General features: G+C 62.2%; 11 protein-coding genes. 7 read left to right on the forward strand and 4 right to left on the reverse strand.

Annotated features, from left to right (window positions below; all coding sequences use genetic code 11):
* Window positions 1-49: 49 nt before the first annotated feature.
* Both sufB and QTA58_RS21000 read right to left on the reverse strand, forming a co-directional pair.
* Window positions 50-1,519: a Fe-S cluster assembly protein SufB gene (gene sufB / locus QTA58_RS20995; RefSeq protein ID WP_085424381.1), complete on the reverse strand. Its 1,470-nt coding sequence runs from the start codon at window positions 1,517-1,519 to the stop codon at window positions 50-52.
* 148 nt (window positions 1,520-1,667) lie between these two features.
* Window positions 1,668-2,834, reverse strand: coding sequence for a cysteine desulfurase family protein (locus tag QTA58_RS21000; protein ID WP_289670634.1), 1,167 nt, complete (start codon window positions 2,832-2,834; stop codon window positions 1,668-1,670).
* Window positions 2,835-3,076: 242 nt separating this feature from the next.
* Between QTA58_RS21000 and QTA58_RS21005 the strand changes: the two genes are divergently transcribed.
* The gene (locus tag QTA58_RS21005) at window positions 3,077-3,754 is read left to right on the forward strand and encodes an alpha/beta hydrolase (protein WP_085424380.1); all 678 of its coding nucleotides are present in this window, start codon (window positions 3,077-3,079) and stop codon (window positions 3,752-3,754) included.
* Window positions 3,755-3,800: 46 nt separating this feature from the next.
* Here the strand turns inward: QTA58_RS21005 and QTA58_RS21010 are convergent, their stop codons facing one another.
* A complete protein-coding gene (locus QTA58_RS21010) occupies window positions 3,801-4,988 on the reverse strand; it encodes a GGDEF domain-containing protein (protein ID WP_289673252.1) in 1,188 nt (395 codons plus the stop codon).
* A gap of 270 nt (window positions 4,989-5,258) precedes the next feature.
* Here QTA58_RS21010 and tyrS point away from each other — a divergent pair, with 270 nt between their 5' ends.
* Window positions 5,259-6,512, forward strand: coding sequence for a tyrosine--tRNA ligase (gene tyrS, locus QTA58_RS21015; protein ID WP_289670637.1), 1,254 nt, complete (start codon window positions 5,259-5,261; stop codon window positions 6,510-6,512).
* Between the two features lie 50 nt (window positions 6,513-6,562).
* Here the strand turns inward: tyrS and QTA58_RS21020 are convergent, their stop codons facing one another.
* Window positions 6,563-9,958, reverse strand: a complete 3,396-nt coding sequence (locus tag QTA58_RS21020; protein WP_289670639.1) for a DUF3971 domain-containing protein — start codon at window positions 9,956-9,958, stop codon at window positions 6,563-6,565.
* Between the two features lie 110 nt (window positions 9,959-10,068).
* On the opposite strand from QTA58_RS21020, the gene bcp reads away from it, so the two are divergent.
* The 5 genes from bcp (at window position 10,069) to QTA58_RS21045 (ending at window position 14,959) form a co-directional block, all read left to right on the forward strand.
* On the forward strand, window positions 10,069-10,536 hold the full coding sequence (gene bcp, locus QTA58_RS21025; protein WP_289670641.1) for a thioredoxin-dependent thiol peroxidase: 468 nt from the start codon (window positions 10,069-10,071) through the stop codon (window positions 10,534-10,536).
* A 20-nt stretch (window positions 10,537-10,556) separates the two neighbouring features.
* Complete coding sequence (locus tag QTA58_RS21030; protein ID WP_289670643.1) at window positions 10,557-11,384, forward strand: ferritin-like domain-containing protein; 828 nt, start codon at window positions 10,557-10,559, stop codon at window positions 11,382-11,384.
* A 90-nt stretch (window positions 11,385-11,474) separates the two neighbouring features.
* Window positions 11,475-12,785 carry a M23 family metallopeptidase gene (locus QTA58_RS21035; protein WP_289670645.1) on the forward strand — a complete coding sequence of 437 codons (1,311 nt, stop codon included), beginning with the start codon at window positions 11,475-11,477 and terminating at the stop codon, window positions 12,783-12,785.
* Between the two features lie 208 nt (window positions 12,786-12,993).
* On the forward strand, window positions 12,994-14,526 hold the full coding sequence (locus tag QTA58_RS21040; RefSeq protein WP_085424374.1) for a DEAD/DEAH box helicase: 1,533 nt from the start codon (window positions 12,994-12,996) through the stop codon (window positions 14,524-14,526).
* Between the two features lie 16 nt (window positions 14,527-14,542).
* Window positions 14,543-14,959: an NUDIX domain-containing protein gene (locus QTA58_RS21045; protein ID WP_289670647.1), complete on the forward strand. Its 417-nt coding sequence runs from the start codon at window positions 14,543-14,545 to the stop codon at window positions 14,957-14,959.
* The last annotated feature ends 117 nt before the right edge of the window (window positions 14,960-15,076 follow it).

Raw genomic sequence — 15,076 nt, forward strand, 5'->3', positions numbered from 1 at the left:
CGGATTTATTCGGTGACGCGTCAGAGCGCGATATTCGGACAGCGGGCCATCAGCCCACGGAACCTTCGAGCGAAATGCCGATCAGCTTCTGGGCTTCGACGGCGAATTCCATCGGCAGTTCCTGGATGACTTCCTTGACGAAGCCGTTGACGATGAGCGCGATCGCTTCCTCTTCCGGAATGCCGCGCTGCATGACGTAGAACTTCTGGTCGTCTGAAATTTTCGATGTGGTCGCCTCGTGCTCCACCTTGCCCGACGCGTTCTTCACGTCGATGTAAGGCACCGTATGCGCGCCGCACTTGTCGCCGATCAGCAGCGAGTCGCAGTTCGTGAAGTTGCGGGCGTTCTCGGCACGGCGATGGATCGATACCTGGCCGCGATAGGTGTTGTTCGAGCGGCCGGCGGAAATGCCCTTGGAGATGATGCGGCTCGACGTGTTCTTGCCGAGATGGATCATCTTGGTGCCGCTGTCGACCTGCTGATGGCCGTTGGACACGGCGATCGAGTAGAACTCGCCGCGGCTGTCGTCACCACGCAGGATGCAGCTCGGATATTTCCAGGTGATCGCCGAACCGGTCTCTACCTGGGTCCAGGAGATCTTCGAACGGGCGCCGCGGCAATCGCCACGCTTGGTGACGAAGTTGTAGATGCCGCCCTTGCCTTCCTTGTCGCCCGGGAACCAGTTCTGGACGGTCGAATACTTGATCTCGGCGTCATCGAGCGCCACGAGTTCGACGACCGCCGCATGAAGCTGGTTCTCGTCGCGCTGGGGCGCCGTGCAGCCTTCGAGATAGGAGACGTAGGCGCCTTCCTCGGCGATGATCAGCGTACGCTCGAACTGGCCGGTATTCTTCTCGTTGATGCGGAAATAGGTGGACAGCTCCATCGGGCACCGCACGCCCTTCGGCACGAAGACGAAGGAACCATCGGTGAAGACGGCGGAGTTCAGCGTCGCATAGAAATTGTCGGAGGCCGGAACGACCGAACCGAGATACTTCTTCACGAGTTCCGGATGTTCGCGGATGGCCTCGGAGATCGACATGAAGATCACGCCGGCCTTCTTCAGCTCTTCCTTGAAGGTCGTCACGACCGAGACCGAATCGAAGACCGCGTCGACGGCGACCTTCGATTTCTGCACGCCGGACAGGATTTCCTGTTCCTTCAGCGGAATGCCGAGCTTCTCATAGGTCTTCAGAAGCTCCGGATCGACCTCGTCGAGGGATTTCGGGCCGGTGACGTTCTTCGGAGCGGCGTAGTAATAGATGTCGTTGAAGTCGATCTTCGGATAGTCGACGCGCGCCCAGGTCGGCTCTTCCATGGTGAGCCAACGACGATAGGCCTCCAGGCGCCACTCCAGCATCCATTCCGGCTCCTGTTTCTTGGCCGAAATGAAGCGAATGATCTCTTCCGAGAGACCTTTGGGAGCCTTGTCCACTTCGATGACGGTTTCGAAACCGTATTTGTACTGATCGATATCGATCCCACGGACCTGATCGATTGTTTCCTGGACAGCAGGCATGCTCATTCTCCAAATCTTGCCGGTTCAAATTCCGGCAATTCTGTCATCTTGTCAGGGGGACAACTGCCACCCTTATGTAGGCGCCAGAAGGCGGTTTTCACACCTTTTGGCAAGCGGAAATTTGCGCTTCCGCAATTTTACCGGCCGCTCATGCGGCTTCGCCCGCCGGTCTTCGGCGAGCGGCAATCTTGCTAAAGGCGGCGAGCGCCCGCGAAATGTCCTCTTGCGTCGTGTCGGGACCGAGCGAAATCCGAAGCGCTCCGAGTTTCGGATCGTGTCCCATGGCCGTCAAAACATGGCTTTCGCCCACTTTGCCCGAGGAGCAGGCGGAGCCGGCCGACAGCGCGACGCCTTCGAGATCGAAGGCGATCTGTCCCGTTTCCGACTTCAGGCCCGGCAAGGTGAAGAAGCAGGTATTCCCCACGCGCGGAACTGCCGTACCATGAATGACGACATCCGGCGCGGCCCGGCGCATGCCTTCTTCCAGCCGGTCGCGCAGCACGCCGATGGCGGCATTGCGCTCCGCAAGGCCTTCAAGCGCCGCTTCCGCCGCCGCGCCGAAGCCGACCACGGCATGGAAATTCTCGGTGCCGGAACGATGTCCCTTTTCCTGTCCGCCGCCGCGGATCAGCGGCTTCGGCATCAAGGCTTCGCCGCGGGAGACGAGTGCGCCGACGCCCTTCGGCCCTCCGATCTTGTGGGACGAGAGGATCAGGAAATCCGCATCGAGCGCGTTGATGTCGACCGGAAGGCGACCCGCCGCCTGAACCGCATCCACCACCATCAAGCCGCCATGGGCATGAGCCAGCGCAGCGGCTTCCGCCACGGGCTGGACAATGCCCGTCTCGTTGTTGACCAGCATGACGGCCACCATTGGGAGGCCGGCATTGCGATCATGGCCGTCCAGCAGGTTTTCGAGCGCCGCCAGATCGATGATTCCGTCGCGGGTGACGGGCACTTCCGTTACGTCAGCCGTATCGAAGCGACCGCCCTCGCGAATCGCCGGATGCTCGATTGCCGAGACGTAAAGCCGGCTGATCGTCAGCGGCGCCCGGCCCATGCGGAACTCCGGCGTCAGCACATGGTTCGCCGCTTCCGTCGCGCCGCTCGTGAACGTCACATGCGTCGGCTCGGCCCCGACGAGCGCGGCCACCTGCCGGCGGGCCTTGTCGACGGCGGCGCGGGCCACTCTGCCTTCACCATGCACGGACGAGGCGTTACCCGGCAATTCAAGCGCATCCAGCATGGCGGCGCGCGCCGGCGCAGCCAGAGGCGCCGTCGCGTTCCAATCCAGATATATGCGGTTGATCGCCATTGCCTGTTTCAGTTCCGTTCCTAGATAGAGGTCGAGTTCCACGTCTGCAGGCGGGAGGCCCGCATTTTCCTTGAAATTTCCTTGAGCCTTGCCTTATGAGACATCGCATCGGGTGCCGCTTGCAGGGCGCCCACAATTTCGAATGGTTCTAAACTGTGTTTTAGAAAAGCTGAGCGGCTTCGTCAAGTCAAACTCGACGCGATCGGCCGGTTTGGAACCTGAGCACGTTGACCGGAGTACAGATGCCCGAAGTCATTTTCAACGGCCCCGCCGGCCGCCTGGAAGGTCGTTACCAGCCCTCCAAGGAAAAAAGCGCCCCGATCGCCATCATCCTGCACCCGCATCCGCAATTCGGCGGAACGATGAACAACCAGATCGTCTACCAGCTCTTCTACATGTTCCAGAAGCGCGGCTTCACGACGCTCCGGTTCAATTTCCGCGGCATCGGACGCAGCCAGGGCGAGTTCGATCACGGCGCCGGAGAATTGTCGGATGCCGCCTCCGCGCTCGACTGGGTGCAGAGTCTGCATCCCGATTCCAAGAGCTGTTGGGTCGCGGGCTATTCCTTCGGCGCCTGGATCGGCATGCAGCTTCTGATGCGCCGTCCAGAGATCGAAGGCTTCATGTCGATCGCGCCGCAGCCCAACATCTACGACTTCTCCTTCCTCGCCCCCTGCCCGTCTTCGGGCCTCATCATCAACGGGGATGCCGACAAGGTCGCGCCCGAGAAGGACGTCAATGCCCTCGTCGAAAAGCTGAAGACGCAGAAAGGCATCCTAATCACCCATCGCATGGTCGAAGGCGCCAACCATTTCTTCAACGGCCATGTGGAGACGCTGATGGCCGAATGCGAGGATTATCTCGACCGCCGCCTGAACGGCGAGCTGGTGCCGGAACCGGCCGCCAAGCGCATTCGCTGAGCGAAACCCGAAACGACCAGTCCCGACGGCCGCTTTTGCGGCCGTTTCATTTCACGGCCTTGATCCCTGCGGGTTCCAGCACCCCCTGCCGGCGTGCCTGTTTGACGCAGTTGCGGCCGGAGCGCTTGGCTTCGTAGAGCGCGGCATCGGCATCGCGCATGGCGGAAGCGAGATCATTTCCGGGCGCGAGTTCAGCCACGCCGAAGCTTGCCGTCACGGTGAAGGAGGACGGAAGCGCGCTCACCGCTATCCCCATCGTCCCACCCCTCAATGCCTGAGCAAACAGCGCCGCCATCTCCGGTGTCGTGCTCGGCATGAAGACCGCAAACTCCTCGCCGCCGACACGGCCGACCACAGCGCTCTTGGCGGCACTCGCCCGCAAAAGATCGCCGAAAGCCTGGATGACCAGATCGCCGCCGTGATGACCGTAGGTATCGTTGATCTTCTTGAAACGGTCGAGATCGCAGAGGATCAGCGCGTGCCGGTCGTTGGGTGCGAACGTGAGCGCCGCCTTCACGCCGTTCTCGAAACCGCGGCGGTTGGCGAGGCCGGAAAGGGAGTCCTTTTCCGAATTGCTGCGCTCGTCCGCCATGATCTCCAGAACGAGCACGGACAGCAGCGTCAATCCCACGGCGACCATGAGCACGGCGGTCGCGCTTTGCGAGATCAGCGCATAGTTCGTGTGGATATAATCCTTGGCGGTCGTCCCCGCTCCTGCAACGACTGCAAGGCCGGCCTTGGCGAAAAAATGCAGGCCGGTCACCAGAAGCAGGCCGCCGAGCGCCCGATCGATCGTCAGCCGGCGCGTGGACGAAAAGACGGCAGCGGCGCTCGTCAAGATAACGAACGCGAAAGGCGTCTGATAGGGAAAGGCATGCAGGGCGGTTCCGCGCGGCAGGTCATAGATCAGCATATCGAGGAAGATGCCGGCCAACAGGAAGCCGACCGCCTTCCTCAGGTCGATTTTGCGGCCGTAAAGCTCGCCGACGCCGCCCCTCAGCAGGATCATGCCGGTAAGCACGGTCGAAAAAGCCCCGATCGCCCAGAATTTGGGGATGTCCGTGTAGGCGACCAGCAGTTCGCAGAGTGCCGAAAGCGAGGCAACGGCAAAACCTGCCGCAAACCAGAGGGCGGCGCTCCGCGAACGGCTGCGGGTCGAGACCACCGCAAAGACCAGCGAAAAGGAAATGGCGATGATGAAATTCACCGCCAGGAAAAAGGCCGCCCCGTTCATCACCCACCGGTGCAGGAATCCTGCACGCCACCCCTGGTTACCGCGTCCGGACCGGATGTTAAAAGCGCATGAACAAGAAAACGTTAATGCCTAAAATATCAATGCCGTCAGGGACGTCGTGTCCCGCCGGACCGACAGGAGGCCGAGAGGTGCCGCCCTTTCATTCAAAGCGCTGATTCCTCCCAGCATCACTTTTGAAGTGATTGCCGGCAAAAACAGTGCTAGAGGCGCGGCCATATCCATAAAACACACATCCCGCAGAGATAGGTCATGTCCAGGTTCAAGTCCGATTTCCTTCGCACGCTCGACGAGCGTGGCTTCATCCACCAGGTCTCCGACGAGGCCGGTCTCGATGAACTGTTTTCGAAGGAAACCGTAACGGGCTATATCGGCTTCGACCCGACGGCGCCGAGCCTGCATGTCGGCAGCTTGATCCAGATCATGATGCTGCATTGGATGCAGCAGACCGGCCACCGGCCGATTTCCCTGATGGGCGGCGGCACCGGCATGGTGGGCGACCCCTCCTTCAAAGATGAAGCACGCCAGCTCATGACCATCGACACGATCGAGAGCAACATAGGCTCGATCAAGCGCGTCTTCTCCAATTACCTCGCATACGGCGACGGCCCGAAGGACGCGCTGATGATCAACAATGCCGATTGGCTTCGCGGGCTGAACTATCTCGAGTTCCTGCGCGATGTCGGCCGGCATTTCTCGGTCAACCGGATGCTTTCCTTCGAGAGCGTCAAGACCCGTCTCGACCGGGAGCAGTCGCTGTCGTTCCTGGAGTTCAACTACATGATCCTCCAGGCCTACGACTTCGTGGAACTCGCCAAGCGGTACGATTGCCGGCTGCAGATGGGCGGCTCGGATCAATGGGGCAATATCGTCAACGGCATCGATCTCGGTCACCGCATGGGGACGCCGCAGCTCTTCGCCCTCACCTCGCCGCTGCTGACCACGTCGTCGGGCGCCAAGATGGGCAAGTCCGCGACCGGCGCGGTCTGGTTGAACCCGGAGATGCTGTCGGCCTACGATTTCTGGCAGTACTGGCGCAATACCGAGGATGCGGATGTGCCGCGCTTCCTGAAGCTCTACACGACGCTGCCGATGGACGAGATCGCCCGGCTTTCGGCGCTCGGCGGCGCCGAGGTAAACGAGATCAAGAAGCTCCTCGCGACCGAGGTGACGGCAATCCTGCATGGCCGTGCCGCAGCCGAGGAAGCCGCCGAGACGGCCCGCAAGACTTTCGAGGAAGGCGGACTTTCCGAGAACCTGCCGTCGGTCGAGGTGCCCTCTGCCGAGCTCGATGCCGGCATCGGCCTCCTGACGCTCATCGTGCGTGCCGGGCTTGCCGGCTCGAACGGCGAAGCCCGCCGCCACGTCCAGGGTGGCGCGGTGCGCATCAACGACCAGCCGGTGAGCGACGAGCGAAAAGTGATCGGAACCGGCGAAGTCACCAGCGACGGCGTCATCAAGCTTTCGCTCGGCAAGAAGAAGCATATCCTGGTGCGTCCGGCCTGATCCGGCAACACGTTGAGGAAGATCGGAATGGGCCGCTTCTGCGGCCCTTTTCATTGGAATTCGAAGATCTGGCGGAAGATGCCGGGGGCGATCAGCGACAGCGGATTGACGGTCAAGCGCGGCTTGTCGAAGGCCCCCTCCAGTTTGAAGGTGATGCCCAGCAGGCCGCGGTCGCGACCGTTGCCGAGTATGGCGCCGATCAGGGGCAGCTCCCCGAACAGGCGGTTCAGCCCGTAAGCCGGCATGAAGGTACCGGTCATGTTCATGTTGCCCTTGCCGTCCCGCACAAGGCCCTGGAACGTCGCGCCGATCTGCTCGCCGCGCACCACGCCGTTTTCCACGGCAAGGCTTCCGCCGCGGTAGAGAAGGCTCGCGAAACCACGCTGGAATTTGGCGGAGGTCACGTCGATATTCCGCCTCGTCGCCGAACTCAGGCTGCGCCCCTCCTGGTCCGGCGTCGAAACCAGCGACTGGAGCTTTTGCTCGTTGACGAGCGAAAAGCTGCGCAGATCGATGGAACCTGCCCAGGCGTCCCCTTGCGCCTTCAGCCTCAGGTTCAGGAGCCCGCCGCGCATGTTGTCGTAAAGGTCCGCGAAGCGGATCACCGCCCCCGCATCGCCGCTGGTGACGGAGATCGTATCGCCGCGGTTCATCTGGCTGACGACCGCCTGCCCGCTATCCGTCACGCCGGAGAAATCGGCGGTCGCGATATCGCCGTTGCGGCTGGAAAACAGAAGCGAGACGTTCGAAAGCGTCTGATCGTTGAAGCCGATCACGCGACCCAGCTTGGCGCGTACGCTCGCGTCGCCGTCGTCGCTGCTTCTGCCTCCGCTTCCGCCCTTTCCGCCTGCCCGCAGCCTGGTGATGATCGGCCGCATATCCATGACCGAGCCGGTGATCGAGACGGCAAAACTGCCTTTGGCGCGCTTGACGGCAACGGCATAATTGTCGGCCGGCGAAAGCTGCACATTGGAGAATTCGGCAGATGTCAATTCATCGCCGTTGAGCGAGAGGCTGCCTTTTACCCCGAAACCGTCGCCTGACAGTTCGAAATTGCGGATATCGCTGCGCCCGCCATCCTCCGAAAGCTCGAACTGGGCCTTCGCCGGAATGCCGCTCCCCTTGGTCCAGCCGAGCCACGGCACGGAAAGCGCCGCACGGCTCAGGTCGAGCGAGACCGCCTGCCGGCTTGCGTCGATGCGCGTCAGCTGCGCCGTCACGGTTCCGTCGATCATGTCGGAAAGGCCAGGCGCCAGCTTTTCGCGCTGATCGTTGTTGAGGACCGCTTTGATGACCCGCTCGGGCTTCGTCGCGGATCCGGCATCGACCGGTTCGACCAGGGTAATGTCGGCCGGAACGTCATCGATCCTGCCGTTGGCCACGAGCCTCGCCGTCTGGGTATCGATGTCCAGGGTGCCGTCCAGCGCGCTGATCTTGCGGCCGGAGAATTCCGGACCGAGATTGACGTGGTCGAGCTCGGCATGGGCGTTCCAGGTCGGCTTCGGCGGGTTATGGGCATTGATCAGGCCCATGCGCGCGGTGAGGTCGACGCGCGCATTTCCCGAAAAATCCTCCGGCTTGAACTCGGTTCCCTTCAGCGCATTGATCGGCTGGAAATTCGCCAGCTCCGTCACCGCGTCCGCAGGTCCCGCAAGTTTCAGCGAAAGATCCGCCATCAAGGGCTTGGCATAGGTCGAGGGAATGGAAAAACGGCCGCCTTCCACCGCGACGAACCGGCCGGACGGGAAGAAGGAGGCCGCGCGGGCGACATCGACCTGCAGCAGTTGCCCGTTCAATGTGAACCGGCCGTCGATGTCGCGAAGCGGAGGGATGTCGCCGGGGAGATTCATTCGCGCATTCGCGAGATCGAAGCCGATCTGCAGCTCGTTCTCATCGAGCTCCAGCGGAATTCCGGGTCCCTTCATGCGGCCCGCGGGAATGAAGACCGCGATCGAGCCGTTGGTCACGGTCCCGCCGAACATGTTGTCCATGACCCATTCGCGCGGTTTTCGCGCCATCCAGAATGGCCACAGCTGCTTGACGCCGGTCACCTCCATATGCGGCAATTGCGCGCCGAAGCTGATCTCGGGCGAGTCGCTGCCGAAACGGACCTTCAGCGATCCGGCCATTCTCCCAAGCGGACTGGACACGCCCATTTCGTCGAATTGCAGCTCCCGTTCGACCGAAAGATAGCGGCCGGTCGCCTTGAGATCGAACCGTGCCGGCTGCTCGCTTTCCGTGGCGCCCGTGGCGGTGCCGCCGCTGATCAGGAGATCGAGGCCGAAACCGAGACGCGCGTCATTCGGATCGAGCCTGCTGAGATCGATCACTGCGCCGGTGAACGGCAGGACGGTCGGCCCGAAGCGGGCTTCCGATTGCAGGAGCTCGATCGAGTTCTTGGCGAAATCGTAGGAAATGTTGATCTCGGCGCCGGTGAAGACCTGCTGGAGCCCGTCGAAATAGAAGTGACCGGGAGATTGGCGGAGCGTTGCGGTGATCGCGGGCTTCGTCGTCTCCCTTGCGCGGACGGCGGCAAGGTCGAGATCGAGCGAACCCTCGATCCCTTCGCGCGGCGCGCCGTCTTCCGTGCGTTGCAACAGGAAAGGTGTCACCTCCAGACCGGTGAGCTTCGCCGACAGCGATGTCGTAACGCCTTCCACGGTCTTCGACGCAGCCGTCAGCACGGCCTTGCGGCCGTTCAGGCTGATCGCCCCGTTGATCTCCACCTCGCCTTCGGCGCTGCGGGTCAGGTTGAGATCGTCCACGACGAGAGTGGTCGGCGTCCGCCCGGGTGCCGCCGGCAGCAGGATTTCGATGCCTGAAATGCTGACCGAGCCGGTGCCGGTGCGTTCGATGAGGCCCCGCGCCTCGTCGAGACGCTGGAATGCCTGTTCCAGCAGCGCGGGCATGGCGTCGATGCGGACTTCCGAGAGCGGCAGCGGATCGCCGGAGGGGAGTTGCGCCGTATCGAGCCGGATATGTTCCGCCTCCATGTGTTTGATCGATATGCGGCCGGCCAGAAGCGCCAGGGGGTCGATGGCCATGCGCATGGCGCCGGTCCGGCTCAGATGCCGGCCGGTCGCCTGTTCGACGATATCGACGTCGCGGGCCTCCAGCGCCAGGCGAAAACCCGAATCGAAACGGATCGCGGTCGAACCGACCGACGCTGCGTAACGCGGGCCGATCGCATCGTTGAGCGCGCTCTGGGCGCGTGCGGAAAGCGTTCCGTCGGCCACGCCGCTTTCGATGGCGAAGACGGCGCTGCCGATCGCGAGGATTACCAGCATGACGAACAGCACGACCGTCTTGCCGAATCGCTTCACCCGCGAACGCGGCGGCGGACAATGGACGATGATCGGATCTTCCGTCTTTGCAGAGGGAAGTTCGTGCAGCGGAACAATGTCTTTCCGGCTGAAACTGACCCTTTCTCCGCGAATTTCCGCCATCAGGTTGAAACTATCTTTCCATATTCGGGAGTGATCTGGACGTCGCGCGGGCCAGTATATACCGATTGCGGCGACAATCACTCAAGATACCGGCAAAAGAAAGGAAATCCATGCCTCATTTGGCGATCGGAGACACCGCTCCCGACTTCGAACTCCCCCGCGACGGCGGCGGCCGCGTGTCCTTGAAACAATTTTCCGGCAAACCGGTCGTTCTCTATTTCTATCCCAAGGACGATACCGAGGGCTGCACCAAGGAGGCGATCTCGTTCACCGGCCTCCTCCCGGAATTCGAAAAAGCGGGAGCTGCCGTCATCGGGGTATCCCCGGACACGGTCAAGAAACACGACAAGTTCGCCCAGAAACATGGGCTCTCGATCATCCTCGCTTCCGACGAGGACACGGCCCTTGCCAATCTTTACGGCGTCTGGAAGGAGAAGATGATGTATGGGCGCACCTATATGGGTGTGGAGCGAACGACCTTCCTGATCGGCGCAGACGGGCGAATCGCCGGGATCTGGCCGAAGGTGAAGGTCGCAGGCCATGCCGAGGAAGTTCTGGAAAGCCTCAAGGCGTTGTGAACGGGGACGCGTATATCCTGATGTCGGACGAATTTTCGATCACCTCGTTGAGGGGCGGCGCAACCACGGCGATTCTTTCGGCCGATCTCGACATCAAGACGCGGCTGGCGCAGGAAACCGCCACCCGCTGGTTCGAGCGCCGCCTGTCGCTGCGCTCGCCGCTCGATCCGCCGCTGCCCGAGCGGCCCGGCCGCCCGGAAAAGCCGGAACTCGTGCCGCCGAAGGCGGTCGGGAAGCGTTCGCTCCACACGGTCAACGGCCGCATCGCAACCCTGCATGCGATCGCCCATATCGAGCTCAATGCCGTCGATCTGGCGCTCGACATCGTCGCCCGTTTCGCAACCCAGCCGGTGCCGAACTCCTTCTTCGACGGCTGGATGCAGGTCGCCTTCGAGGAGGCCAAGCATTTCCGCATGGTCCGAGCCCGGTTGAACGAGATGGGCGCCGACTACGGCGACATGCCCGCCCATGACGGACTATGGCAGGCCGCCCATTCGACCCGCAACGATCTGACCGCCAGGCTTGCCGTCGTGCCTCTCATTCTCGAAGCGCGCGGGCTCGACGTGACGCCGTCCCTGCAGGCGAAGATGCGCGAGAGCGGCGATCTCGAAACCGCCGCGATCCTCGACGTCATCTACAACGACGAAAAGGGTCATGTGGCGATCGGGGCGAAGTGGTTTCGCTTTCTTTGCGCCCGCGAGCGCAAGGACCCGGCCGCCACCTTCCAGCAGCTCGTACGCGCCAACTTCCGCGGCTCCTTGAAGGCGCCTTTCAACGATATCGCTCGCGCCGAGGCGGGGCTGACGCCCTCTTTCTACCGTTCGCTCACCTCCACCAGCAATGCCTGACCCGTCGAAGTAAAGCATTGGTTAACCATAACCGTGTGTAATCCGGCCATGGGTCAGCGACGTCAGGAGTCGCATCTCAGGGGGCAGCACGTGGCGAAGGGAACCGAAAACCGGGTGTTTGGGAAACGTGCGCCTCGCCACGTTCTCATCCTCGCCAGCGGCGAGAAGATCCGCCACATGACCATCCGGCCATGGATGGCGGCCCTTACCTTTTGCTTCTTCGGCGTCTTTGCGATCGGTTATCTCGCGGCCACGTCCTATCTCGTCATCCGCGACGACCTGATCGGCGCGACCATGGCGCGCCAGGCGCGGATGCAGCACGACTACGAGGACCGGATTGCGGCTTTGCGCGCCCAGCTCGACCGGATCACGTCCCGCCAGCTCCTCGACCAGCAGGTTGTCGAACAGAAGGTCGAAAAGCTCCTCGAACAGCAGAACACCCTCTTCGACCGGCACGGCAAGCTCGGATCGCTTCTGAACCGCGCAGAGGAATCCGGCCTCAAGGCACCTGAGACGATCGCTCCCACCGCCTTGCAGCCGGCATCCGGAGAACGCCGGGCATCACTTTCCGGCGGCAGCGGCATCCAGGCGATCGAAAAACTTCTTTCGAGCAAGAATTCGGCGGCGCCTCTCGATGCGACGAGTGCCCTCGGTTATGCGCCGCTGCGCGAAAACATGGCCGACCGGGCCGATCGCGTCTTCTCCAAAGTGACGCTGTCCCTGAAGAACATCGAGAAGCAGCAGCTCGCAAAAATCGCCGACCTGACGACGGGAGCCGCGCAGACCGCGGACGCGATCGCCACCATCCTGAAGCGGACGGGAGTGGATGTGGCCTCCGAGGCGAATGCCGGCGCTAGCGCCGGCGAAGGCGTCGGCGGCCCCTATGTCGAGCCGCAAACGGATACCAACGCCTTCGACGCCTCCCTCGACGAGCTTGACGCCGCGCTCACCCGGCTGGAGAGCGTGCGCGAGACCGCGCGAGACCTTCCCTTCGGCAATCCTGCCCCCGGCCATGCGGTCACCAGCCGCTTCGGCAACCGCATCGATCCCTTCCTCGGTCGCCTGGCGTTGCATGCCGGCATCGATTTTCAGGCCGAAACCGGTCAGGCGGTGAAGGCGACCGGCGCCGGCAAGGTAACGATAGCCGGTCTTTCGGCCGGTTACGGCAATCTGGTCGAGATCGATCATGGCCAGGGCATCGCCACCCGCTACGGCCATATGTCGAAAATCCTCGTCAAGGAGGGCGATATGGTCTCCGCCGGCGACGTCATAGGCCGGGCAGGCTCAACCGGCCGCTCCACCGGCCCGCATGTGCATTATGAAGTGCGCCGCGATGGAAACCCCGTCGATCCCAGCCGTTTTCTCAATGCCGGCATGAAGCTCACGACCTATCTCAACTGAAGAGATTGCCCTCGCATCGGACAATTCTTTGCCACTGAAGAATAGCCGGCTTCGACCTTTACCGTCTTCGTTCACCAATCCTAAGCCCAATCGCCCTGTTTTCCTTGACTTTCAGGCTTTTTGGTCCTATGTCGCGGCCAGTCGTCGGCCTGTCCTGTGCCGACTTGCATAGTGTTCGCATAGAACCGGAACGGAAACAGAATTCCCTTTGACCACATTCGCTGATCTTGGCCTGAGCCAGAAAGTCCTCTCCGCGGTCGCCGACGCGGGTTACTCGACCCCTACGCCGATCCAGGTAGGGGCAATCCCGCATGCGCTGCAGCGCCGCGATATCTGCGGCATCGCCCAGACCGGAACGGGCAAGACCGCCTCCTTCGTCCTGCCGATGCTGACGCTTCTGGAGAAGGGCCGCGCCCGCGCCCGCATGCCGCGCACGCTGATCCTGGAGCCGACCCGCGAGCTCGCCGCGCAGGTCGCTGAAAATTTCGACAAATACGGCAAGAACCACAAGCTCAACGTCGCGCTGCTGATCGGCGGCGTCTCCTTCGAGGACCAGGACCGCAAGCTGGAGCGCGGCGCAGACGTGCTGATCGCGACGCCCGGCCGCCTTCTCGACCATTGCGAGCGCGGCAAGCTCCTGATGACCGGCGTCGAGATCCTCGTCATCGACGAGGCCGACCGCATGCTCGACATGGGCTTCATCCCGGATATCGAGCGGATCGCCAAGATGATCCCCTTCACCCGGCAGACGCTGTTCTTCTCGGCCACCATGCCGCCGGAGATCCAGAAGCTTGCCGACCGTTTCCTGCAGAATCCGGAACGCGTCGAAGTCGCAAAGCCCTCCTCGACCGCCAAGACCGTGACGCAGCGCCTCGTCGCCTCCCATAACAAGGATTACGAGAAGCGCGCCGTGCTGCGGGATCTCATCAAGGCGCAGGACGAGCTCAAGAACGCGATCATCTTCTGCAACCGCAAGAAGGACGTCTCCGAACTCTTCCGTTCGCTCGAGCGCCATGGCTTCTCCGTCGGCGCGCTGCATGGCGACATGGATCAGCGCTCGCGCATGACCATGCTTGCGAACTTCAAGGACGGCAATATCAAGCTGCTGGTTGCTTCCGACGTCGCCGCACGCGGGCTCGACATCCCGGATGTCAGCCATGTGTTCAACTTCGACGTGCCGATCCATGCGGAAGACTATGTCCACCGCATCGGCCGCACGGGCCGCGCCGGCCGTTCGGGCCGCGCCTTCACCATCGTCACCCGCGCCGATACGAAGTATCTCGATGCGATCGAGAAGCTGATCGGCGAAAAAGTCGAATGGCAGAACGGCGATCTCTCTGCGCTCCCGGCGCCCATGGAAAGCCACGACAACGAGCGTGGCCGCAAGGGCCGCGATCGTGATAAGGAGCGCGGCCGCGGCAAGCGCGGTGATTCGGGGCGCAGTGATTCGGGGCGCGGCAATTCGGGTCACAGGGCTGACACGAAAAGTCAGGATAATCAGATCGAGGCCGAAGAGGCATTCGTGGAGTCGAGAGTGGAAAACGTGAAACCGGAGCGCAGGGCAGACAGGAAGCCGCACAACAATGGCGGCAACCGCAACACGCGGCCGAACCCTGCCAATGACGACAATCGCGAGCGTCGCGCCCGTTACCACCGCGATCACGACGACGGCCCGACCCCTGTCGGCTTCGGCGACGACATTCCCGCCTTCATGCTGATCGTCGCCAACGCCAAGGGCTGATCCCAAGGTCGCTCGCATGTCTGCAAAACCCGGCATAGATTTTCCCGGCGTCGGTGCCGGGCTGGTGATTCTGCGCGAAGACGGCAGAGTTTTGCTCTGCCGCCGCCTGAAGGCGCCGGAAACCGGGTTCTGGAGCATTGTCGGCGGCAAGGTCGACCTGATGGAGCCCTCCTCCGAGGCGGCGCGCCGCGAAGCGGAAGAGGAAAGCGGCCTCAGGATCGGCAAGGTCGATTATCTCTGCACGGTCGAGGAGATCGTCGAGGCCGACCGGCAGCACTGGATCTCATTGATCTACATCACGCGCGATTTTTCCGGCGAACCGACGCTTGCCGAACCCGACAAGTTGTCGGAAATCGGCTGGTTCGATCTCAGCGGCCTGCCGCAGCCGCTGTCTGCCTTTGCGGCAAAAGCTTTCGCGCATCTTTTGAAATGAATGAAAACGAAAGCCGCCCCGGCAAACCGAAGCGGCTATCTTCATGAAATTATTTTGTTCTTATTCCCGGACGCTACCCGGTCGAGAGATTCGACACCCACGTCCCCACTACGAAGC

Origin of the sequence: Neorhizobium sp. CSC1952 (genome assembly GCF_030378245.1) — a bacterium.
GTDB classification, from domain to species: Bacteria; Pseudomonadota; Alphaproteobacteria; order Rhizobiales; family Rhizobiaceae; genus Neorhizobium; species Neorhizobium oryzae_A.